A 22406-nucleotide genomic window follows, 5' to 3' on the forward strand; every position below is an offset into this window, starting at 1 on the left:
ACGATAGCGCTACCAAGGCTCGTATCCAGCTGGGGCACGTCGGTCACACCGCCCTGGATGAAGGGTGCCTTAGAGTAAATGCCTGGGTTTGCCATCGAATAGCTTGGGTAAAATACCTACTTACGTAATGCTTTGCCAGGAACGATGGAAAAAAATGAGTCGTTCCAAATAATAATGTCAGATTTGCTGTATTGCCGCCGCGGCCGGGGTATCGTCCGCCATCGCCGCGGCGGTGCCGCTCAGGCGCGCGGCGAGCACCGGGCCAGGGCCTCGCCGAAATCCTCGACCGTACATCTCTCGACATCGTCGAGATGACGCGCGGCCGCCGCCTGCGCCGCGACGGCGTCGCGCGCGAGCATCGCATCGATGATGCGCAGGTGATGCGCGGTCGAGCCGGCGATCCGGTGCACCCCCGTCGCCCCGAGCACGCGCAGCCAGCTCACATACGGCTCGAACGAGGTCTGCACGGCGATCAGCCGCTCGTTGCCGGAGGCGGCGACGATGCTCTTGTGCAGCCTTGCGTCGCTCTGGAAGAACGGTTCGTACTCGCCCCGGTCCGCGGCCTTCTGGGCGGCCTCGATCTCGTGGCGCAGTTCGCGCAGTTGCGCCTCGGACATGAGCGGCGTGGCCAGGCCGGTCGCGACCCATTCGATGCCCTTGCGCAACTGGCACACTTCCCGCACGTCGGCGATGCTGGGGATGGTGACGGCGGTGCCGCTGCGGGCCTTCGTTTCCACCAGTTGCTCGAATTCGAGACGCTTGAGCGCGTCGCGCACCGGCGCGCGCGAGACGCCGAATTCCTCGGCGATGGCTCCCGGATCCACGCGCTGTCCCGGACGCATCGCGCCGGTGACGATGCGCTCGACGAGGATGCGGTGGAGCTGGTCGGAAATCAGCTCGCCCACGAAGGCCGGCCGGGCGGTGCCGGGATCCGGGCGGGGTGCGATCATGTCGGGCCCGGAGGCGAAAACGTCCTGTGTCATAAGGGGGCTTCTCTGGCCACGCGCCGAAGGATGGGGCGCCGAAGGAAGGGGATGCGAACGGGCGGGGAACGGGTTATTGCCATGGCTCTCATCTCCGGAGCAATCAGGATAGGGACAAGCCGCCGGGCAGGCCACCGGACGCGGCCCTCGCGGCCTCGCGAGGGCAGGGGACCCATGCCGCCGCATGGGTCCCCCGGGTGCCGGCTGCTCAGCGGCGGCACCTGCGTGGCCGGCGCGATGTCGGGGCGCCGGGTTCAGCCACTGACAGTGGCGGGATCCACCGCCCGGGCCCGCTGCGTCGAGAGAACCGCCAGCGCGATGGCGCATGCGGCGGAGAAGGTGGCGATGCCGATCATGTACACCGTCACCTGCGTCGGATCGCCGCCGCCCCGCGCCAGCAGCGCCGCCCCGATCAGCGGCGAGAGCCCGCCGCCGAGGATGGGGCCGACCTGCTGGATCAACGACAGGCCGCTGTAGCGGATCCGGGTGGGGAACAACCCGGCGAAGAAGGCGGCCTGGGCGCCATACATGCTGCCATGCCCGAGCCCGATCCCGGCCGCCGCGGCCAGCCCCAGGCCAAGCACGCCGTTCCAGTCGGCGATCTGGAAGAACACCACGGCGAGCATCGCCTGGAAGATCGCCCCCGAGACATAGACCAAAGGACGGCCGATGCGGTCGGACAGCCAGCCGAAGAAGGGCAGGGTGAAGCATTCGACCAGGCAGGCGATCAGCACCACGTCCAGCGCCTGCTGGCGCGCCATGCCGAGCCGGGTCACCGCGTAGGAGATCAGGAACACGGCGTAGATGTTGAACAGGCCGCTCTCGGCGATCTTGGCGCCGATGGCCAGCAGCACCTCGCGCCAGTGATGGCGCAGCACCTCGGAGCTCGGCAGGGCGGTTTTCTTCTTCTCCATCTGTGCCTGGCGCTGTGCCTCGAAATCGGGGCTCTCTTCCACGCTCGATCGGATATAGAGCCCGACTGCGACCAGCAGCAGGCTGAGCAGGAAGGGCACGCGCCAGCCCCAGCTCAGGAACGCCTCTTCCGAAAGTCCGGAGAGCAGGCCGAGCAGGAAGATCGGCAACAGGAAGCCGGCCGGCACGCCGATATGCACCAGGCTGCCGGCCAGGCCGCGCGAGCGCTCGGCGGAATGCTCGATCGTCATCAGCACGCCGCCGCCGTATTCGCCGCCGATGCCGATGCCCTGCAACGCGCGCAGCACCACCAGCAGGATCGGGGCGGCGATGCCGATCGTGTTGTAGTCGGGGATCAGCCCGATCGCGAAGGTGCCCAGGCCCATGATGAGCATGGTCAGCATCAGCATGGTCTTGCGCCCGGTCCGGTCGCCGAAATGGCCGAACAGGATGCCGCCGAGCGGGCGGGCGCAGTAGCCGACGAAGAAGGTCGAGAAGGACGCCAGCAGCCCGACGAAGGGGTCAAACGAGGGGAAAAAGATCTTGTTGAAAACCAGGGCCGATGACGTCGCATACAACGTGAAGTCGTAGTACTCGACAACGGTGCCGAGCGTGCTGGCCACGACGATGCGCTTGTTCAAGCCGCTGCGTGAAGTGCCGCCTGACATGTGTTTTCTCCACACGTTTCCATTTTTGGTCCGCGTCCGATCCGCGGCGATCCTTTATCGTATGAAATGAAGTGGGGACGCCGCCCCGCGCCGGCCGGTCCGGGCGAGAAGCTCGCCCGGACCGGCCCGATCCTCAGGACACCAGCGTGTCGATCAGCGGGTTCAGGCGCGCCTTGAACGGCTCGGGCAGGGCGACGAGCGGGCTGCGCGGGCGGCCGACATCGACGCCCTGGTAGGCGACGCAGTGCTTGAGCATCTCCAGCCAGTGCATCTCCGCGTTGACCGCGGGATCCATGAAGAACTCAATGAAGGGCTGGAACTTCTTCCAGAGCGCCCGGCCCTTGTCGAGGTTCTTCTCGTCGCGCACCGCGTCCTGCATGGCCCGGCACTGCTTCGGGAACGCCGCGGGCAGGCCCGACAGCCAGCCATCCGCGCCCGAGGCATAGGCCGCGAGCGGCGCGTAGTCGTGCCCGTAGAAGATGGTGATGTCGCTCAGCGTGCGCAGGTCCGCGACCCGGTTGGCATCGCCATGCGCCGCCTTCACCGAGAACACCACGTCGTCCTGGTACAGGCTGACGATGTCGCGCGGCGTCATCTCGTAGCCGGCAAAATGCGGGTTGTTGTAAAGGCAGATCGGCAGGCCGACTTCCTTGCGGATGGTCTTCAGGTGCCGGATCGCCGCTTCCTTGTACGGCTTGTAGTAGTAGGGCAGGATCACCATCAGTCCGTCGGCGCCGGATTTCGCGGCGCTGCGCGCCAGGCGCAGGGTCTCGACCGTGCTGTACTTGCCGACGCTCGCCAGCACCGGCACCTGACCGGCGACGAAGCGCACGGCATGGTCGATGACGGCTTCCTGCTCCTCGTTCATCATCGCCGTCATCTCGCCAGTGCTGCCGGCCACCGCGAGCGCCTCGACGCCATTGTCGAGCAGCCAGCGGATATAGGCTTCCTGTCCCTTCGGGTTGAACGCCTCGTCCTTGCCCCACACCGTCAGCATCGCCGGGCAAATGCCGCGAACTGTCTTCATCTGCGCTTCTCCTCACTCATTGGATTTCTGGTTCATGCTGCCCGCCGGCGGCCCCTCTGCCGGCCGCTGCGTTCAGTATCTAATCGCTAATATATCAGCGATTAGATGGCAGTCTGACACTTTCCGGTTTGCTGTCAAGCGGGTATTCTACCCTAAATCGCCAATGCCGGTTTCCGTGGCCCGGGCCGGGCGGCGGCGTCAGGCGCGTGGCGTTTCCGCCAGATTCTGCCTGGAAAATCCGCGAATCGCCGTGGCGATGCGGGCGATCACGTCTGCCCAGTCCTGCGGCCGGGCCTGGCGGAAGATGCGCAGCGTGGGATACCAGGGGCTGTCCTCGCGTCCGCGCAGCCAGCGCCAGCACGGATCGAAACGATCCAGCAGGAACACCTTTTTGCCCATCGCGCCGGCAAGATGCGCGACCGCGGTATCGACGCTGACCACCAGGTCCAGATGGGCGATGATGGCGGCGGTGTCGGCGAAGTCACGCACCTGCGGCATCGGGTCGCACAGCCCCGGCAGGTCCGGTTGCGCCGTGGCGGGAAGCTGCAGGCTGACCAGGCTGACATCGGCCAGCCCGGCCAGGGGCGCCAGCATGGCGGGGGGAATGCTGCGCATCCGGTCGATCAGCCGGGCCGCCGGCACAGTCGGCCGCGATCCGCCGGCCCAGGCCAGCCCGATCCGCAGCCCGGGCAAGGCGGCGAGGTGTGCGCCCCAGCGGGCGAGGTCGGGCGCCGCCGCGGTAATGTAGTGGCCTTCCGCCGGAATCGTTTCGATCGTGGTGGCGAACACGCGTGGCAGGCTCAGCATCGGGCAGTGCCGGTCAAAGCGGGGCAGGGCGCGCGGATCGCTGCCGACACGGGTGACGCCGGCGATGCCGCCGCCCAGCCGTGCGAGCTCCGGCGGCACCAGCAGGCTGACCTCGGCGCCGGCGTGGGCCAGCTTCCGGGCGTAGCGGACGAATTGCAGCGTGTCGCCGAAGCCTTCCTCGTGCGTCAGCAGCACTGATTTTCCGGCAAGCCCCGCCTGCAGGTCGGCCGCCTCCAGGCGCTGCGCCAGGGGCAGGGTCGCATGGCCGGGCAGGCGCAGGCGCCATTCATACGCCTCCCATCCTTCCCGGAACCGGCCGAAGCGCAGCAGCGCCAGGGCGCGGTTGATGCCGATCTGCACATCCGCCGGGCGCAGCCGCAGCGCGGTGTCGAAGGCGGCGAGCGCTTCCTCCACGCGGCCAAGCGAGGACAGCGCCTTGCCGAGATTGGCCCAGGCGACGGCGTCCTGGGCATTGGCGCGCGTCGCCGCGTGGAATTGCGCGGCTGCGGCCGCGGTGTCGCCGACCGCCGCCAGCGCGATCCCGAGCAGGTTGGGGCTAAGGCGCCCGGCCGGCACGCCGCGCAGCAAATCCAGGGCTTCCCCGGCCCGGCCGGCCTCGAGCAGGAAGCCCGTGGCGATGCCGAGCAGGCGCGGATCGTGCGGCGTCAGCGCCAGGGCGGCGCGCAGGCAGGGTTCCGCCGCCTCGGCGCGTCCCTGCGCGGTGAGCAGGCCGATCAGGTCCGACAGCGGATGGGCATGGCCGGGGCGCAGCGCCGCGATGCGGACCAGCCGGGCAGCCGCCGCCTCGGGCGCGTCGGTCCCGGCCAAAGCGAGGCCGTACAGCAGCCCGGTCTCGACATCCTCCGCGCCGGTTTCCGCCAGCGGCGCCAGCACCTCGCGCGCCGCAGCGAAGCGGCCTTCCCGCAATGCGGCGAAAGCCGTGCGCAACCGGGCGAGACGGTCGGAATCACGCATCCGCTTTCCTTGTCCTGGCTTGCATCTTCGCGCGTGATTATCGTCCGGGTCGCGGTGCGAGGGCAGGGGGAAGGACGGCCCATGCGACGATGCGGCCGGACCGGTGATCAGACATTGGCATTCCTTCCCGAGGGGGTACAATCTTCCTTGAGCATCGGGTTACCGCTGCGCTTGGCGTGGCGATCGAAACGACAACGTGATATTCTCACAGAGTTCACCAACCAAAAGGTTCATCGGCGCTGGCACGAGATGACATCGCGAGACCTGCGGGATGACTGCTCCGGACTGACAGACCTATTCCAGGCCATTCCGTGGCCAAAATGGCTTCGCGCCTGCGCGCGGGCCCATTGCCCGATCAGGGCTTAGGCGGGGCCATGCGGATTCTGCTTGCCATCGAACCGGGGGCCTCGATCGGCGCGCTCGCGACGCGGGAGGCGGCGACGGGGATCTTCTGCGACAGCGTGCCGGCGGAGGAAGTGCAGGCTTATCTCGAAGCCTACGCCTATGATGTCGTCGTGCTGGCCGGATCCTGCATGGCGCCGCTGCTGCGCCGGCTGCGACGGGGCAACATGATGCTGCCGGTGCTGGTGCTGGGCGAGATGGACGGCAAGGGACGGGCGACGCTGCTTGACCTGGGCGCGGACGACGTGGTCGCGCCGGGCTGCAGCGCGGTGGAGTTGACCGCACGGCTGCGCGCGCTGCTGCGGCGCAGCGCGGCCCAGGCCAGTTCGGACCTGCATGCCGGCGCGGCGACGCTGCGGCTGGGGCGGATGGAACTGGTGGTGCATGGGCAGGCGCTGACGCTGACGCCCAAGGAATACGCGATCCTGGAGCCGCTGTTCCTGCGCAAGGGCATGGTGCTGTCCAAGGCGAGCATCGTCGACCAGGTTTACGGCGCCGTCGACGGTCCGGCGGTGCGCAGCCTGGACGTGATCGTCTGCAAGCTGCGCAAGAAGCTGGCCGCTCGCGGTGCCCCCGACCTGGTGGGGACCGTCTGGGGCAGTGGCCTGGTGCTGCACGACCTGCCCGCTGCCCCCCGCGACGGCGCCTCGCTCGCCGCCTGAGCACGGGCGCGGGGCCGGGTTTCTCCATCATCGCGTAAGCTGGCGCGGCGCCGCCCACGGCACGGGTGAGACCGCGCTGCGCCGCGGAATCCGCCGGCTTGCCGACCCCGCCGGCTGTCCCGAAGATGCCGTCCCCGATCGATTCCTCGGGCATGACGGGAGGTCCCGGTGACAGAGGCGCACGGCCGCATCGATCCGTCCCCCTGGCATGGGCTCGACCCCGCCACGGTGCTCGAACAACTCGGCGTCGAGGCATGCGGCGGGCTCTCCACCCCTGAGGTAGCGGAGCGGCGCGCGCAGTGCGGGGCGAACGCGATCCGCCCGGCGCGGCGGCGCGGTGCCGTCCGCATCGTGCTCGGGCAGTTCGCCGACCTGATGATCCTGGTGCTGATCGGGGCGGCGGTGGTGTCGGGTGTCATCGGCGACGCCGGGGACACGCTGGTCATTCTCGCCATCATCCTGCTCAACGGTGCCATCGGTGCGGTGCAGGAGCTGCGGGCGGAACGGGCGCTGGCGGCGCTGCGCCGGCTCGATGCTGGCACCGCCGCGGTGCTGCGCGACGGCGCCGCCGCCACCATCCCCGCCGAGGACCTGGTGCCGGGCGATATCGTGCTGCTGGAAGCCGGCCGCGCCGTGCCGGCCGACCTGCGGCTGATCGAGGCGCACGGGCTGCAACTCGGCGAGGCGGCGCTGACCGGCGAATCGCTGCCGGTGGAGAAGGGCACCGCGGCGATTCCCGATCCCGCCCTGCCGCTCGCCGATCGCCGCAACATGGCGTTCAAGGGCACCGCGGTGCTGGACGGGCGCGGCCGCGGCGTGGTGGTGGCGACCGGCATGGCCACCGCGCTGGGCGGGATCGCCGGCATGCTCGACACCGTCGAGGCCACGCGCACGCCGCTGCAGCGGCGCCTGACCCGGTTCGGCCGTCAGATCACCGCGGCGGCGCTGCTGCTCTGCGCGATCATCCTCGGTCTCGGGATCGCGCGTGGCGAGCCGCCGCTGCTGATGCTGCTGACCGCGCTCAGCCTGGCGGTGGCGGCGATCCCGGAGGCGCTGCCGGCGGTGGTGACGGTGCTGCTGGCGCTCGGGGCCCGGCGCATGGCCGCGGAGAACGCGCTGATCCGGCGCCTCTCGGCGGTGGAGACGCTGGGCTCGGTGACGGTGATCGGCACCGACAAAACCGGCACGCTCACTCGCAACGAGATGCAGGCCACCGCCTTGTGGACGGCGGAGGGAAAGCTGCCGGTGGCGGCGCTGGACGTGACCGATCCCGCGGGCCGGCGCCTGCTGTCGGCGCTGGCGCTGTGCAACGAGGTGGTGCCAGACGCCGCCGGCCAGCCCCGGGGCGAGCCCACCGAGATCGCGCTGTGGCGGCTGGCCGCGGCGCACGGCGTCGACAAGGCGGCGCTGGAACGGACGGCCCCGCGCCTCGGTGAGATCCCCTTCGATTCCGGGCGCCGGCGCATGGCCACGCTGCATCGCGGCGGCGAGGGCTGCGACCTCTACGTCAAGGGCGCGCCGGAAAGCGTGCTGCCGCTCTGCCGCGCGATCGCGGCCGGGCGGGGGGAGGCCTCGCTCAACCGGCCGGTGCTGGCGCAGGCGCTGGAGCGCATGGCCTCGGAAGGGCTGCGCGTGCTCGCTTTGGCCTGGCGGCGCTGCCCGGTGCCGCTGCCGCAGAGCGAGGCAGCCCTGGAGCGCGACCTGACGCTGCTGGGCTTCGTCGGGCTGTTCGATCCGGCGCGGCCGGAGGCACGGGCCGCCGTCGCCACCTGCCGGGCGGCCGGCATCACCCCGATCATGATTACCGGCGACCATCCGGCGACCGCGCTAACCCTCGCCCGGCAGGTCGGCATCGCCACGGCGGAGGAAGACGCCCTCACCGGGCGCGAGCTTGCCATGCTCTCCGACGCGGAGCTGCAGGCGCAGCTGGCCGGGACACGGGTGTTCGCGCGGGTCGATCCGGCGCAGAAGCTCCGCATCGTCGCCGCCCTGCAAGCGCGCGGCGAGGTGGTGGCGATGACCGGCGACGGGGTGAACGACGCACCCGCCCTGGCACGCGCGGAGATCGGCGTTGCCATGGGCCGCGGCGGCACCGATGTCGCCCGCGAGGCGGCCGGGCTGGTGCTGCTCGACGACAACTTCGCCACCATCGTTGGCGCGGTGCGCGAGGGGCGGCGCATCTTCGACAACATCCGCAAGTTCGTGCGCTACGCCGTCACCTGCAACTCGGCGGAGATCTGGACGATCTTCCTTGCCCCGTTCCTCGGCCTGCCGGTGCCGCTGCTGCCGATCCAGATCCTGTGGATCAACCTGGTCACCGACGGGCTGCCCGGCCTCGCGCTCGCGGCCGAGCCGGCCGAGGCCGGGGTCATGCAGCGCCGGCCGCGCCCGCCGGAGGAAAGCGTGTTCGCGCAGGGGCTGGGGCGGCACGTGATCTGGGTCGGGCTGCTGATGGCGGCGGTCGTGCTGGCGATCCAGGCCTGGGGCGTGCAGGAGGGAAATCCGCACTGGCAGACCATGGTCTTCACCGTGCTGACGCTGTCGCAGATGGGCCACGTGCTGGCGATCCGCTCGGAGCGGGAGTCACTGTTCCGCCTCGGGCTGCGCAGCAACCGGCCGCTGCTCGGCGCGGTGACGCTGACCTGCCTGCTGCAGGTGGCGGTGGTCATGCTGCCGCCGCTCAATCCGCTGTTCGGGACCGCGCCGCTGACGGCGGAGGAGTGGGCGGTGTGCGGGCTCGCGTCCTGCGTCGTGTTCGTCGCGGTGGAGATCGAGAAGTGGATGGGGCGCAGGAAGGAAGGCAAGGGCTCTGCCCTTGACCCGGCAGGGGCCACAAGGCCCCTGCACCCCGATAGCGCTGCGCGGCAGGAAAAGGGTTCCAAGGGCAACGCCCTTGGTGGAGGTCCAGGAGGCGAAGCCTCCTGGTAGGGTCCGGGGCAACGCCCCGGAAACTCACGCCGTGCCGAACCGGTCGATCCGGAACGGCGCCAGTGGCACGTCGGTGCGCCCGTCCAGCACCAGTTCCGTCATGATCGCGCCGATGGCCGGCCCAAGCTGGAACCCATGGCCGGAGAAGCCGAAGGCATGGAACAAACCCGGGGTGGTCAGGCTCGGCCCGATCACCGGGATCTCGTCTGGCATGGTCCCGTCGATGCCGCTCCAGCTCCGGATCACCTGCACCCCGGCCAGGGCCGGCACCAGTTGCGCCGCCAGTGCCAGCGCCCGCAGCGTCACTTCCGGCAGTGGCCGCGACCAGGGGCGGTCGGGGTCGCACTCGCCCTGGCCGCCGCCCAGCACCACGTTGCCGCGCGGGATCTGGCGCAGATAGATGTTGCCGCCGACCACCCCCAGGTTGGGTGTGATGAAATAGGGCACCGGCTCGGTGACGGCCATGTTCGGCGACAGCGGCCGGATCGGCACCGCCTCGCCGAAGCGCGCCGCCACCGCGCCGCCCCAGAACCCGGCCATGTTCAGCAGCACCGGCGCGTGGAAGCTCTCGTCGGCCTCGCTGCGCAGGGTGAAGCCGGAGCTGTCATGCGCGAGGTCCACCACCCGCGTGTGCTCGCGGATGTCCGCCCCGGCGGCGCGGGCGGCATGGGCCAGCGCCGGCGCCAGCAGCCGCGGATTGGCCGAGCCGTCTTCCGGCGCGAAGGAGCCGGCGACCACGCTCGGGCCGAGCCAGGGGTATTCCTGGTGCAGGGCATTGCGCCCGACCAGCCGCAGTTCCAGGTCGTTGGCGCGGGCAACATCGAGATAGGCGACCAGCGCGGCTTCCTCCTCGGCGTTGCGCGCCAGCTTCAGGTGGCCGGTGACGGTGAACTCGGCGTCGGTGCGCACCAGTTCCGGCAGCCGCTTCCATAGTTCGTGGGAGCGCCGGGCGATCGGCAGCTCGGCCGGGTGCCGGCCCTGCTGGCGCACCCCGCCATAGTTCACGCCGGAGGCCTGGCCGCCGACCAGGCCGCGTTCCAGCAGCATCACGCGCACGCCGCGCTGCGCCAGGTGCAGCGCCGCCGAGCAGCCGGCCCCGCCGCCGCCCAGCACCAGCACCTCGGATGTTGTCGTCGTCACGATCTCGCCTCCGGTGCCGGCGCGGGAATGGGGAAGGGCTTGACCGGCGGCTGGCCACGCAGCCGGCCGATCTCCGCCACCGGGCGCTGCTGCGCCGCCGCCAGGATCTCCGCCGCGGCCGCGCCGCAGACGCGGCCCTGGCAGCGGCCCATGCCGACCCGCGTGAACGCCTTGGCCCGGTTCATCTCCGGCGCCGGCCCGTGCGGGTTTTCGCTGCCGGCGGCGCGCAGCTCGCCCGCGGTCAGCCCCTCGCACCGGCACAGGATGGTGTCGTCGGGCAGCGCCGCCGCCAGCCCGGCCGGGAAGGGAAAGGCCCGCTCCAGCGCGGCGCGGAAGCCCTGCTGGCCTTGCAGCGCCCGGTCGAGCCGCGCCGCTTCGGCCGTGTCCACCGCTTCCCCGGCATCCTGCAGCAGCGCCAGCGCCGCCCGCGCCCCGGCCAGCTCCGCCACCGCGGCACCGCCGATGCCGGCGCCGTCGCCGGCGAGGTAATGCCCCGCGACCGGGGTGCGCCCGGCGAGGTCACGCTCCGGCACCCAGTTGTGCTGCAAGTCGTCGAACCGGAACGGCACGCCGGCAAGGTCAGCGAGCTGCGCTTCCGGCCGCAGCCCCCAGCCGATGCCCACCGCGTCGCAGTCGGTGCGGTGCTCGCGCCCGGCGGCGTCGCGCCAGACAAGACCGCTGACACCGTCCGCGTCGCCATCGATACGAAGCGGCGTGACGCCCTCGGTGATCGGGATGCCCTGCGCGCGCAGCCAGCCGGTGTAGTAAAGCCCCTTGGCGAAGGTGGCGGTCCCGCGCAACAACCCTGGCATCGCCGCGAGCTTGGTGGCGAAGGGCGTGGTGTCGAGCACCGCTGCCACCTCTGCCCCAGCCTTGGCATACTGATAGGCGACCAGCCACAGCAGCGGGCCGGTGCCGAGGAACGCCACCTTCCGCCCGATGGCGCAACCCTGCGCCTTCAACGCAATCTGCGCGCCCCCGAGCGTGGTGACGCCTGGCCGGGTCCAGCCCGGCACCGGAATCACCCGGTCCATCGCCCCGGTGCAAAGCACCGCCGCGTCGTACTCCACCTCGCCCGCCACGCCGCGCGAGATCGTCGCCAGCCGGCGCGCTTCCGGCCGGATGTGCCAGACCAGCGTCTCCGGCCGCCAGTCCACCAGCGGTGCCAGCCGGTCGAAGGCGGCATGCACCGCCGCGGCCGGCTTCGCCTCGAAGCCGTACAGCTTGCGCGGATCACGCCCGAACGGCACTGGCGGGCGCTGGTAGATGCGCCCGCCGCCATCCGCGGCCTCGTCGATCCAGATCGGACGATGGCCCGCGGCCACCAGCCGTTCCACCGCGCGCACCCCGGCAGGGCCCGCGCCAACCACGGCAATCCTCATCCGCGCCGCACCACCATGCCGTCTTCCGCCAGGGTGGCACAGGACCGGACCCGGCCACGGCCTTCCACCACCACCCAGCAATCCTGGCAGGCCCCCATCAGGCAAAACCCGGCCCGCTTGCCCTCGGCGTCGAACTCGCTGCGGCGCAGGTGACCGGCGCCACCGGCGAGCAACGCCGTCATCAGCGTGTCGCCCTGGCAGGCCGTCAGGGGCGTTCCTTCGAAAATCAGGGTCAGGCGCGGCCGGTCGGCATCGCGCAGGCGTTGCAGTTTCACGATCACTCCTCGTCGCGGGCGGGGCGTTGCCCCGCACCCACCAGGAGGCTTTGCCTCCTGGACCTCCACCAAGGGCAAAGCCCTTGGATCCCATTCATGTTGCGACTTCCTCGGCTCGCCAGCATGCCACCAGGCGGCCGGGCTCGCGCGGATGCGGCGCCAGCGGCGGCACCTCGGCGGCACAGTCCGGGCGGGCCCAGCGACAGCGGGTGCGGAAGCCACAGCCACTCGGCGGCGCGGCCGGGCTTGGTACCTCGCCCATCAGCGCCGGCGGGCGGGTGCCACGCCGGTGCATCGACGGCGTGGCCGCCAGCAAGGCCTGGGAATAGGGATGCGCCGGGGCAGCGAACACCGAGGCTGCCGGACCCTGCTCCACCACCCTCCCGAGATACATCACCATCACCCGGTCGCAGAGATGCTTCACCACGTGCAGGTCATGGCTGATGAACACCAGCGCCAGCCCGAGCTCGCTGCGCAGATCCGCCAGCAGGTTGACGATCTGTGCCTGGATCGAAACGTCCAGCGCCGAGACCGGCTCGTCCGCCACCACGAAATCCGGGCCGGTGGCCAGCGCCCGGGCGATGGCGATGCGCTGGCGTTGCCCGCCGGAAAACTCGTGCGGCAGCCGCGCCGCATGCCGCGGATCCAGCCCGACCTGGCGCAGCAGCGCGGCGGTGCGCGCGACGGCGCCGGCCGGCGTCTCCAGGCGGTGGATCAGCATGCCGTCGGCGATCTGCGCCCCCACCGGGCGGCGCGGATCCAGGCTGCCATAGGGGTCCTGGAACACCATCTGCATCCGCCGCCGCAACCGGCGCAGCCGCCCCGGCGGCACGGCGGCAAGATCCTCGCCGTCGAACATCACCTGTCCCGCGGTCGGCGGCAGCAGCCCCAGCAGCAGCCGGCCGAGCGTGCTCTTGCCGCAACCCGATTCCCCCACCACGCCCAGAGCCTCGCCGCGCAGCAGGTCCAGTTCGACCTCGCGCACCGCCAGCACTGGCGCGGCGCGACGGAACAGCGTGCGGGCGGCAAAGGCACGGCTCAGACCTTCGGCCCGCACCAGCAGTGGCGGGCGCCGGAGGACGGCGGCAGTCATGCCAGCTCCTTCCAGCGCAGGCAGCGCGTGAGATGGTCCGGCGCGGCATGTTCCAGCACCGGCGGTGTGGACGTGCAGTTCGGGCGCGCATGCTCGCAGCGTGGCGCGAAGCGGCAGCCCGGCGGCATCTCCCAGGCCAGCGGCACCGTGCCGGGAATGGCGGAGAGCCGCTCGGCATCGCCCTCCGGCGTGGAGGCGATCAGCGCCGCGGTATAGGGGTGGCGCGGGGCGGCGAACACCTTCGCCACCGGGCCTTCCTCCACCAGCTCGCCCGCGTACATCACCGCGACGCGGTGCGCGATCTCGGATACTACGGCGAGGTTGTGGGTGACGAACACCAGCCCGAGTCCGCGTTCGGCCTGCTGCAGCGCCTGCAGCAGGTCCAGGATCTGTGCCTGCACGGTGACGTCCAGCGCGGTGGTGGGCTCGTCGGCCAGCAACAGCCGCGGATGGTTGGCGATGGCGGCGGCGATCATCACCCGCTGGCGCTGCCCGCCGGACAGCTCGTGCGGGAAGGCGCGGGCGCGGCGCGCCGGATCGGGCAGGCCGACCGCGCGCAGCAGCTCCACCACCTGCGTGCCGGTGCCGCGCACCGCCTCGGCCACCTGGGTGCCGACGCGCAGCAGCGGGTTGAGGCTGCTGGCCGGATCCTGGAACACCATGGCGATCTCGTGGCCGCGCAGGCGCCGCAGCTCCGGTTCCGGCAGCCGCAGCAGGTCCACGGTCCGGCCGTCATGGCCGGTGTAGAGGATCTGTCCCGCTGCCACCCGCACCGCCGGCGGCAGCAGCCCCATCACCGCGAGGCTGGTCAGCGTCTTGCCCGAGCCGCTTTCGCCCACCAGCGCCAGCGTCTCGCCCGGCGCCACCGTCAGGCTGAGGTTGCGCACCACCGGTACCCGCCCGGCGCGGCCGGCGATCTCCAGCGTCAGCTCGCGCAGCTCCAGCAGGCAGGGCGTCTCCGCCGGGGCGGCTTGGGTGGCGCGCGGCGGCAGCGCGGCGACGCGGCGCAGGAAGCCCGGCCGGCCGATCTCGGCGGCGCGCGGGTCGAGCAGGTCGCGCAGCCGGTCGCACAGCAGGTTCAGCAGCAGCACCGTGCCGCCGAGCGCGAGGCAGGGCCACAGCAGAAGGGCCGGCGCCTGTTCCATGGTGGCGCGGGCGCTGCGGATCATCAGCCCCCAGGAGGGCGAGGGCGGCGTCACCCCCAGGCCGAGGAAGGACAGGCCGCTTTCCAGCACCATCGCCGCGGCGACGGTCAGCGACACCTGCACGATCAGCGGCGGCAGGATATTCGGCAGCAGCGTGCGCAGCAGGATGCGCCCGGCCCGCGCGCCCAGCGATTGCTGCGCCGTCACGTAATCCAGCGCGCGCACCGAGAGCGTTTCGGCATAGGCGACGCGGGCGAAGCCGGGGGCGAACAGCACCGACAGCGACACCGCCAGCGTGCCCGCGCCGGGGCCGAGCAGCGTCACCACCAGCAGCGCCAGCAGCATCGGCGGGAAGCACAGCACCACCTCGGCCAGCCGCACCGTGGCCAGCTCCACCGCGCCGCGCCAGTAGCCGCCGAGCACGCCCAGCGCCGTGCCGGCCGCGCCTGCGATCAGCGCCACGGTGAAGGCCACACCCAGCGAGACCCGCGCCCCCCAGACGATGCGCGCCAGCACGTCGCGGCCGTACTCGTCCTGGCCGAGCCAATGCGCCGCCGAAGGCCCGGCCAGCCGTCCGGCCACGTCCTGGCGCACCGGATCGGCCAGCGGCAGCAGCGGGGCAGCGAGGGCGAGCAGCAGCACCACCCCCAGCAGCAGGGCGGGCAATCCCAGGCGGTACCAGGACGCAGTACGCATCAGCCGGCCCTCACCCGCGGGTCGATCACCGCATAGAGCAGGTCCACCACGAAATTCAGCGCCACGAACAGCGCCGAGATCACCAGCACGATGCCGACCACCTCGGGGTAGTCGCGTGCTTCCACCGCCCGCACCAGGTAGCCGGACAGGCCCGGCCAGTTGAACACGTATTCCACCAGCACCGTGCCGCCGAGCAGCCCCCCCAGGTGCAGCGCCAGCACCGTGACCACCGGCGTCAGCGCGTTGCGCAGCACATGCCGGCGCAGGATCCGCCCCGGCGCCACCCCGCGCGCCTGCGCCGCCCGCACATGCTCGCGCCGCACCACTTCCAGCACCGCGCTGCGGGTGACGCGCAGCACCACCCCGCCGAGCCCGACCGCGATCGTGCCGGCCGGCAGCAGCAGCAGGCCGAGATGCCGCCAGGGATCGGTGGCGAAGGGCACGTAGCCGCCCGCCGGCACCAGCCGCAGCATCTGCGCCAGCACCAGCAGCGCCAGCGTGCCGACCACGAAGACCGGCAGCGACAACGACAACGCCGCGAGCCCCGCCAGTGCGCGGTCGATCGCGCTGCCCGCCCGCACCGCCGCCAGCACGCCCAGCGGCAGCCCGCCGAGCACGGCCAGCAGCCCGGCCATCCCCACCAGTTCCAGCGTGCGCGGCAGCCGCAGCGCGATTTCCTCGGCCACCGGGTGCTCGTCGATCAGCGAGGTGCCGAAATCGCCCTGCAGCACGCCGCCCAGATAGGCGGCGTATTGCGTGAGCAGCGGCTGGTCGAGGCCCAGGCGCTGGCGCAGGTCGGCGACCATGCCCGGATCGGGCGCGACGCCGCCCTGCGCCAGCAGCAGCTCGGCCGGATCGCCCGGGATCAGGTGGATCACCAGGAACACCAGCGTCGCCACCACCCAGACCAGGGCCAGCGACACCAGCAGGCGGCGGGCGGCGAAGGCCAGCATGGGGTCAGCCCACCGCGGTCGTCTCGAAGGTCAGGCCGGAATAGAAGGTCAGCGCCCCCGGCAGGTTGGTGAAGCCCGTCACCTCGCGGCGCATGGCGTAGCCCTGGCTGCGCCAGGTCAGGCTGGCGATCGGCACGTCCTCGATCGCCACCCGCTCCATCTCGCGATAGATGTCGCGCCGCTTCGCCTCGTCGAACTCGGCGCGGCCGGCGGCGAGCAGCTCGGTGACGCGCGGCGTCTTCAGCCCGAAGCTGCGCACATAGGCCGGCGAAAGGCTGCCATCGATGAAGCTGGCGATGCCGTCGGCGTCGTTGCTGTCGGCGGCGGTGCCCTGGACGGCGATGTCGTACTGCCCGCGATTGCCGATGGCAACGCGCGTCGCCCAGTCCGGCAGGTTGAGCTGCGCATTGATGCCGACCGCGGCCAGGTGCTGCTGCACCACCTCGGCGGTGTCCTTGTGCATGCTGTACTGCGCGGTGGCGAGCAGGCCGCAGGAAATCCCGCCGCCGTAGCCGGCTTCCTTCAGCAGCCGGCGCGACAGGTCGGGATCGTAGGCCCAGGCATCCTTGAACTCGGGATTGTAGAACGGGCTGTTGGCCGGGATCGGCAGGTGCGCGAGCGGCGCGCCGCGGCCGAAGAAGGCGGCCTTCACCAGTTCGTCGCGACGGATGGCGTGCGCCACCGCCCGGCGCACGCGGGCGTCGTTGAAGGGCGGGCGGGTGCCGTTGAAGGTCAGGAACATGAACGGCCCGTCGATGGTATCCAGCCGCAGCGCCGGATTGGCGCTGATCGCGTCCATCGCCTGCCAGGGCACGTACTCGATCAGGTCGACATCGCCGGATTGCAAGGCGGCGACGCGCAGGTTCTCGTCGGCATAGGTGACGACGCGCACGCCCTTCAGCTTCGGCAGGCCCGGCCGGTAGAAGCCGGGGAAGGCCGTGAGGTCGAGCGAGACGCCGCGTTCCTGCGCAGTCAGCGTGAACGGCCCCGCGCCGATGAACTGCCCGCGCGGCGAGGCGCGGGAGATGATCGGCATGTGGTAGCTCGCCATCCAGGTCGGCAGGGTCGCCACCGGCGTGCGGGTGACGATGCGCACGGTGCGCTCGTCCGGTGTCTCGATGCGCTCGATCGTTTGCATCTCGGCGCGGAAATAGGCGGTCGACTGCGCCCCGCCGACCTGCTCGAGCGTCCATTTCACATCGGCGGACGTCACCTTCTCGCCGTTGTGGAAGGTGGCCGGGCGCAGCTTGAACACCCAGGTGCTGTCGCCTTCGTGCGTCCAGGATTCCGCCAGTTCCGCACGCAGGTTGCCGTCGGGGCCGTAGGAGAGCAGGCCGCGATAGATCATCAGCTTGATGGTGCCGGCGGCGGTGCCGCTGTTGGCCCAGGGCTGGATGGTCGGCGGGTAGCTGGACAGGCCGAAGGTCAGCACCCCCGGCGTGCGGGCGCGCGCGCCGGGCACGCGCAGGAAAGGCAGGGTCGCGGCGGCACCGGCCAGGACGGCGCGGCGGGGCAGGGACATGGCCATGCGGAACTCTCTCCCGATGCGGTTGCGCGGCAAAGGCTCAGGCGGTCAGGCCGTAGGTGGCTTGGGCGGTGTCGGCGCCGATCACGCCCTCGGCGCGGTCGCGCGCCACTGCTTCCGGGGCGCGCTCGGCGGGCGGGCCGTAGCCGCCGCCACCGGGGCTGATCACCGCGAACCACTGGCCGGCCTTCAGGGCGGCGCGGTCATCGTGGAATTCCACGCCGGGGCCGCATTCGATGCCGCCATGCCCCCCGGGGCCGCCGCCGAACAGGCCCCAGCTCTGCGAGCGCAGCCGCGAGGCATCGACCCGCACCAGGCAATCCGCATCGGCCCGGTACACCCGCCGCAGCCCCATGCCGCCGCGGGTGCGGCCGACCCCGCCGGACTCCGCCACCAGCTCGTAGCGCAGCAGCGTCAGCGGATATTCCAGCTCCAGCGCTTCCACCGGCAGGTTGGAGGTGTTGGTGACGTGGACATGGATGCCGTCGAGCCCGTCCTTGCCGGCCCGCGCGCCGCCGCCGCCGCCCATCGTCTCCAGGTAGACCCACAGCGAGCCGTCATCGGGGCGCTGGCCGATGAAGGTGGCCACGGTGCAGGTGGAGTTGGAACAGGCGGTGACCCGCTCCGGCACCGCCTGGGCGAGCGCGCCGAGGATCAGGTCGGAGACGCGCTGGCAGGTCTGCACCCGGCCGTTCACCGCCGCCGGATGCACGCAGTTCAGCACGCTGCCCTCGCGCGCGGTGACGCTCAGCGGTCGTGCCAGGCCGGCATTGGGCAGGATGGTCGGATCGACCACTGATTTCACGATGTAGTAGGTGGTGGCCAGCAGCGCCGTGTAGGTCATGTTGATACCGGCACGTACCTGGTCGGGCGCGTCGAAATGCAGCGACATGCTGTCGCCCTTGACCGTCACCTCCACCGCGAGCCGCAGCGTTTGCGGGATCTCGGTATTGTCGAACACGTCCTCGAAGCGCCAGGTGCCGTCGGGCATCGCGGCGATGCCGGCGCGCATCTTGCGTTCGGCGTAGTCGAGCAGCGCCTCGCCGGCGGCGAGCACGGTGGCGGTGCCGTACTTGGCGCAGAGCGCGCGGAAGCGCTGCACGCCCACCCGGTTCGCCGCCATCTGCGCGCGCAGGTCGGACAGCCGTTCGCGCGGCACCTGGCAGTTCAGCAGGATCAGCTCCTGCACGTCCTCCTGCAGCACCCCGGCGCGATACAGCCGCACCGGCGGGATGCGCAGTCCTTCCTGGTAGATATGCGCATGGCCGCGATCGGCGAAGTCGGAATGGTGCGCGAGATTTACCGTCCAGGCGACCAGCCTGCCTTCGACGAAGATCGGCTCGGCCAGCACGATGTCGGGCAGGTGGGTGCCGCCGCCGGCATAGGCGTCGTTGCCGATGAACACGTCGCCGGGCCGCATGTCCTCGATCGGGTGCAGCCGGGCGATGTGCGGCACGATGCCGATGAAGCTGCCCAGGTGGATCGGGATGTGCTCGGCCTGGCACAGCGTGCGCCCGGCGGCGTCGAACAGCGCCGTCGAGCAGTCGCGGCGTTCCTTGATGTTGGTGGAATAGGACGCGCGGATCAGCGCTTCCCCGGTCTCTTCCACGATCGAGGACAGCGCCGCCCCGATCACCTCGACGGTGATCGGATCGAGCGCGGCGGCCGCGCCCGGCAGGGTCTGGCTCTGGCTCATGCCGGCACCTCCAGGATCAGGTTGAGATAGGCATCGACCCGCGCGGTCATGCCGGGCGGCACCACCGTGGTGGTGTCCATCTGCTCGACGATGGCGGGACCGGCGAAGCGGTTGCCGGGGCGCAGGTCGTCGCGGCTGTAGATCGGCGTTGCCACGAAGTTGCCGGCTTCCGGGAACCACACCTGCCGCTTGCCGGTGATCGCGCCCGAGGCGTCCGGCCCGGCGTCCGGATAGGCGTGCAGCTCCGCCTTGGGCACCAGCCCGGTCGCTTCCAGGCGCAGCGTCACCAGTTGCACCGGTTCGCCCTCGGCGACGAAGCCGTAACGCTGGCGATGCGCTTCGGCGAAGCCCGCCTGCAGCGCGGCGATGGTGTCGGCGGAGACGGGGCCGTCCGGCAGCGGTACCGCGAGCTCGTAGTTCTGGCCGGCATAGCGCATGTCGGCGGTGCGGGTCAGGCGCCGCGCCTCGGGGGCGATCTCCTCGTGCTCGAACCACGCGGCGGCGCGCGCTTCCAGGGCGGCGAAGGCTTCGGCCACGTCTGGTACCACCTCGGCGCTGGCCGGCAGCAGGCGGGTCGCGGCGAAGTCGGCGCGCAGATCCGTCAGCAGCAGCCCCATGGCGCAGAGGATGCCGGGATTGCGTGGCACCAGCACCCGCTTCATCTCCAGCTCGCGCGCCAGCCGCGCCGCATGCAGCGGGCCGGCGCCGCCGAAGGCCATCAGCGTGTAGTCGCGCGGATCATGGCCGCGCTGGATCGAGATCACCCGGATCGCCCGCGCCATGTTGGCGGTGACGACCGACAGAATCCCCTGCGCGGTTTCCATCACGCCCAGGCCCAGCCGCTCGGCCAGCCGCCCGATCGCCGCCCGCGCGAGATCCTGGCGCACCTTCATGCGCCCGCCGAGCAGGTATTCGGGATTGAGCGTCTGCAGCACCACGTTGGCGTCGGTGGTGGCAGGTTCGGTGTTGCCGCGATCGTAGCAGACCGGGCCGGGATCGGCGCCGCAACTGCGCGGCCCCACCTTCAGCAATCCGCCGGCATCGATATAGGCGATCGAGCCGCCGCCGGCGCCCACGGTGTGGATGTCGAGCATCGGCGCCTTGATCGGATAGCCGTGCACCACCGCCTCGCCGGTGAGCTTGCAGGCGCCGCCTTGCAGCAGCGCCACGTCGGTCGAGGTGCCGCCCATGTCGAAGGTGATCAGGTCCTCGAACCCGGCGAGCCGGCCGATCGCCTGCGCGCCGACCACGCCGGTGGAGGGGCCGGACAGCACCGTGCGCACCGGCATCTCGGCGGCGGTGGAGAAGCCGATGACGCCGCCGTTGGACTGGGTCAGGTGCGGCGTCGCCTTCATTCCCAGCGCCTGCAGCCGCGGCGTCAGGCGCTCGATGTAGCTGCGCATCACCGGGCCGAGATAGGCGTTCAGCACCACGGTCGAGAGCCGCTCGAACTCGCGGAACTCGGGGGCGATCTCGTGGCCGGCGCAGATGAAGACGTCGGGCATCTCCTCGCGCAGGATCTCGACGGCGCGTTGCTCGTGTTCGGGGCGGATGAAGCCGTACAGGAAGGAAACGGCGATCGCCTTCACCCCGGCTGCCTTCAGCGCCTGTGCGGCCGCGCGCATGCGCGGCTCGTCGAGCGGGGTTTCCACCGTGCCGGTGTGGGTCACCCGTTCCGGCACTTCCAGGCGCAGGTCGCGTGCCACCAGCGTGGGCGGCTTGTCGGCCTGCATGTCATACAGGTCGGGGCGCTTCTGCCGGCCGATTTCCAGCAGGTCGCGGAAGCCGTCGGTGGTAACCAGCCCGGTGCGCACGCCGCGGTGCTGGATCAGCGCGTTGGTCGCGACCGTGGTGCCGTGGCCGAAATAGGTGACCGGCGCGGCCGGAAGTTCGCCCGCCTCGGGGGCGACGCGGCGCATGCCTTCCTCGACGCCCTGGGCGATGCCGCGGGAGGGATCGTCGGGCGTGGAGGACACTTTCCAGACCTCGACGCGACCTTCGTCTGCATCGAACAGGCAGACATCGGTGAACGTGCCACCCGAATCGACGCCCACACGCCAACGCGCCATGCTTTTGATCCCCCCTTTGGGAATGGATGCGGCGGAGGGCTCAACTATTTGTTGCGCCTCCTGGGGAGACAAGCGAGATTTTCATTCAGCGGCATAAATTTGGATAAAATTCCGTTTGACGGAATTTTTCAGAAAAGAGACGCCACAGGCGTCCGTCACATGGAAGTATGTCATGATGAACGAAACCTCGGGTGGACTCGCCCGTCCCTTCGCGTTGCTGCGCCAGGTGGCCCAGGCCGGGCCGGGCGGGGCGCGCCTGTCCACGCTCGCCGACGCGGCCGGGCTGCCCCGGCCGAGCGCGCATCGTCTGCTGCGCGCGCTCGTCGCCGAGGGGGCGGTGGACTACGATCCGCTCGGCAAGGTCTACACGCTCGGCATCGAGTTGTTCGTGCTGGCGTCGCGCGCCGGCTCGCCGCTCGGCCTGCGGGAGATCGCCCGGCCGGTGCTGCTGCGCCTGACCGCCTCGCTCGGCGAGACGCTGTTTCTGCTGGTCCACAATGGCTATGACGCGGTCTGCATCGACCGCAGCGCCGGCCCCTTGCCGATCCGCTCCTTTACCGGCGACATCGGCGGGCGGGTGCCGCTGGGCATCGGCCAGGGCGCGGCGGCGATCCTGGCGTTTCTGCCCGGCCCCGAGCAGGACGAGATCATCCGCTACAACCTGCCCCGCATGCAGCAGTACGGCAGCTTCGACGAGGCGAGCCTGCGCGCCGAGTTGGCCCGCGTGCAGCAGGACGGCCATGCCGAGGGCGCGGCCGGGCTGATCCCGGGCATGGCCGGGGTCGGGGTTCCCATCCGCGACCGTGGCGGCCGCGTGGTGGCGGCGCTGAGTGTCGGCACCACCACCGACCGCCTGACCCCGGAGCGCCGGGCGGTGATGGCGATGCTGCTGAAGCGCGAGGCGGCCGAGATCAGTGCCCGGGTCAACCCCTTCGACCCCACCTTGCGCCGCGCCGCCGCGGCGATGGAGCACGCGTCGGCCCGGACGGGATGAGGCGGCGCCGGATTCCAAAAGAACCACGTGATGTAATGTACCACCAGCTAAAGCAGGCGGCTTTGCCCTGCAGC

16 protein-coding genes are annotated in these 22406 nt (G+C 71.1%); 3 read left to right on the top strand and 13 right to left on the bottom strand.

What is annotated here, in order from left to right:
- Positions 1–239: 239 nt before the first annotated feature.
- The 4 genes from NBY65_RS22580 to NBY65_RS22595 all read right to left on the bottom strand — a co-directional run bounded on the left by NBY65_RS22580 (position 240) and on the right by NBY65_RS22595 (position 5372).
- A complete protein-coding gene (locus tag NBY65_RS22580) occupies positions 240–983 on the bottom strand; it encodes a GntR family transcriptional regulator (protein WP_203330521.1) in 744 nt (247 codons plus the stop codon).
- Between the two features lie 254 nt (positions 984–1237).
- The gene (locus tag NBY65_RS22585; RefSeq protein WP_250265729.1) at positions 1238–2563 is read right to left on the bottom strand and encodes an MFS transporter; all 1326 of its coding nucleotides are present in this window, start codon (positions 2561–2563) and stop codon (positions 1238–1240) included.
- A 133-nt stretch (positions 2564–2696) separates the two neighbouring features.
- On the bottom strand, positions 2697–3590 hold the full coding sequence (locus tag NBY65_RS22590) for a dihydrodipicolinate synthase family protein (protein ID WP_150041579.1): 894 nt from the start codon (positions 3588–3590) through the stop codon (positions 2697–2699).
- Positions 3591–3788: 198 nt separating this feature from the next.
- The gene (locus NBY65_RS22595; protein ID WP_150041578.1) at positions 3789–5372 is read right to left on the bottom strand and encodes a tetratricopeptide repeat protein; all 1584 of its coding nucleotides are present in this window, start codon (positions 5370–5372) and stop codon (positions 3789–3791) included.
- Between the two features lie 374 nt (positions 5373–5746).
- Here NBY65_RS22595 and NBY65_RS22600 point away from each other — a divergent pair, with 374 nt between their 5' ends.
- A complete protein-coding gene (locus NBY65_RS22600; protein ID WP_162530602.1) occupies positions 5747–6436 on the top strand; it encodes a response regulator transcription factor in 690 nt (229 codons plus the stop codon).
- 168 nt (positions 6437–6604) lie between these two features.
- Positions 6605–9364, top strand: coding sequence for a cation-translocating P-type ATPase (locus tag NBY65_RS22605; protein WP_150041576.1), 2760 nt, complete (start codon positions 6605–6607; stop codon positions 9362–9364).
- Positions 9365–9388: 24 nt separating this feature from the next.
- Here NBY65_RS22605 and NBY65_RS22610 read toward each other — a convergent pair whose 3' ends face one another.
- From NBY65_RS22610 to NBY65_RS22650, 9 genes are all read right to left on the bottom strand, one after another.
- Positions 9389–10504, bottom strand: coding sequence for an NAD(P)/FAD-dependent oxidoreductase (locus NBY65_RS22610; protein ID WP_150041575.1), 1116 nt, complete (start codon positions 10502–10504; stop codon positions 9389–9391).
- Positions 10501–11874: an FAD/NAD(P)-dependent oxidoreductase gene (locus NBY65_RS22615; protein WP_338110418.1), complete on the bottom strand. Its 1374-nt coding sequence runs from the start codon at positions 11872–11874 to the stop codon at positions 10501–10503. Before NBY65_RS22615 ends, NBY65_RS22610 begins: the two co-directional genes overlap by 4 nt.
- 8 nt (positions 11875–11882) lie before the next feature.
- Entirely contained in the window at positions 11883–12161 is a 279-nt protein-coding gene (locus NBY65_RS22620; protein ID WP_203330520.1) for a (2Fe-2S)-binding protein, read from the bottom strand.
- Positions 12162–12255: 94 nt separating this feature from the next.
- Complete coding sequence (locus tag NBY65_RS22625) at positions 12256–13254, bottom strand: ABC transporter ATP-binding protein (RefSeq protein WP_150041573.1); 999 nt, start codon at positions 13252–13254, stop codon at positions 12256–12258.
- A complete protein-coding gene (locus NBY65_RS22630) occupies positions 13251–15095 on the bottom strand; it encodes a dipeptide/oligopeptide/nickel ABC transporter permease/ATP-binding protein (protein ID WP_150041572.1) in 1845 nt (614 codons plus the stop codon). Before NBY65_RS22630 ends, NBY65_RS22625 begins: the two co-directional genes overlap by 4 nt.
- Positions 15095–16048: an ABC transporter permease gene (locus NBY65_RS22635; protein ID WP_150041571.1), complete on the bottom strand. Its 954-nt coding sequence runs from the start codon at positions 16046–16048 to the stop codon at positions 15095–15097. The genes NBY65_RS22630 and NBY65_RS22635 overlap by 1 nt, the downstream gene beginning before the upstream one ends.
- A gap of 4 nt (positions 16049–16052) precedes the next feature.
- Positions 16053–17576: an ABC transporter substrate-binding protein gene (locus tag NBY65_RS22640; RefSeq protein WP_150041570.1), complete on the bottom strand. Its 1524-nt coding sequence runs from the start codon at positions 17574–17576 to the stop codon at positions 16053–16055.
- Between the two features lie 37 nt (positions 17577–17613).
- Complete coding sequence (locus NBY65_RS22645) at positions 17614–19269, bottom strand: hydantoinase B/oxoprolinase family protein (protein WP_150041569.1); 1656 nt, start codon at positions 19267–19269, stop codon at positions 17614–17616.
- Positions 19266–21338, bottom strand: a complete 2073-nt coding sequence (locus tag NBY65_RS22650; RefSeq protein WP_150041568.1) for a hydantoinase/oxoprolinase family protein — start codon at positions 21336–21338, stop codon at positions 19266–19268. The genes NBY65_RS22645 and NBY65_RS22650 overlap by 4 nt, the downstream gene beginning before the upstream one ends.
- Before the next feature lie 172 nt (positions 21339–21510).
- Here NBY65_RS22650 and NBY65_RS22655 point away from each other — a divergent pair, with 172 nt between their 5' ends.
- Positions 21511–22332 carry an IclR family transcriptional regulator gene (locus NBY65_RS22655; RefSeq protein ID WP_239002833.1) on the top strand — a complete coding sequence of 274 codons (822 nt, stop codon included), beginning with the start codon at positions 21511–21513 and terminating at the stop codon, positions 22330–22332.
- The last annotated feature ends 74 nt before the right edge of the window (positions 22333–22406 follow it).

The organism is Rhodovastum atsumiense, from assembly GCF_937425535.1.
In the GTDB taxonomy this organism is placed as follows: domain Bacteria; phylum Pseudomonadota; class Alphaproteobacteria; order Acetobacterales; family Acetobacteraceae; genus Rhodovastum; species Rhodovastum atsumiense.

What these genes read in the sequence shown, in the direction of transcription:
- NBY65_RS22640 (WP_150041570.1), bottom strand. Translation starts at nt 17,576, where the DNA reads ATGGCCATGTCCCTGCCCCGCCGCGCCGTCCTGGCCGGTGCCGCCGCG.
- NBY65_RS22580 (WP_203330521.1), bottom strand. Translation starts at nt 983, where the DNA reads ATGACACAGGACGTTTTCGCCTCCGGGCCCGACATGATCGCACCCCGC.
- NBY65_RS22630 (WP_150041572.1), bottom strand. Translation starts at nt 15,095, where the DNA reads ATGCGTACTGCGTCCTGGTACCGCCTGGGATTGCCCGCCCTGCTGCTG.
- NBY65_RS22625 (WP_150041573.1), bottom strand. Translation starts at nt 13,254, where the DNA reads ATGACTGCCGCCGTCCTCCGGCGCCCGCCACTGCTGGTGCGGGCCGAA.
- NBY65_RS22635 (WP_150041571.1), bottom strand. Translation starts at nt 16,048, where the DNA reads ATGCTGGCCTTCGCCGCCCGCCGCCTGCTGGTGTCGCTGGCCCTGGTC.
- NBY65_RS22600 (WP_162530602.1), top strand. Translation starts at nt 5,747, where the DNA reads ATGCGGATTCTGCTTGCCATCGAACCGGGGGCCTCGATCGGCGCGCTC.
- NBY65_RS22585 (WP_250265729.1), bottom strand. Translation starts at nt 2,563, where the DNA reads ATGTCAGGCGGCACTTCACGCAGCGGCTTGAACAAGCGCATCGTCGTG.
- NBY65_RS22590 (WP_150041579.1), bottom strand. Translation starts at nt 3,590, where the DNA reads ATGAAGACAGTTCGCGGCATTTGCCCGGCGATGCTGACGGTGTGGGGC.
- NBY65_RS22655 (WP_239002833.1), top strand. Translation starts at nt 21,511, where the DNA reads ATGATGAACGAAACCTCGGGTGGACTCGCCCGTCCCTTCGCGTTGCTG.
- NBY65_RS22595 (WP_150041578.1), bottom strand. Translation starts at nt 5,372, where the DNA reads ATGCGTGATTCCGACCGTCTCGCCCGGTTGCGCACGGCTTTCGCCGCA.
- NBY65_RS22645 (WP_150041569.1), bottom strand. Translation starts at nt 19,269, where the DNA reads ATGAGCCAGAGCCAGACCCTGCCGGGCGCGGCCGCCGCGCTCGATCCG.
- NBY65_RS22650 (WP_150041568.1), bottom strand. Translation starts at nt 21,338, where the DNA reads ATGGCGCGTTGGCGTGTGGGCGTCGATTCGGGTGGCACGTTCACCGAT.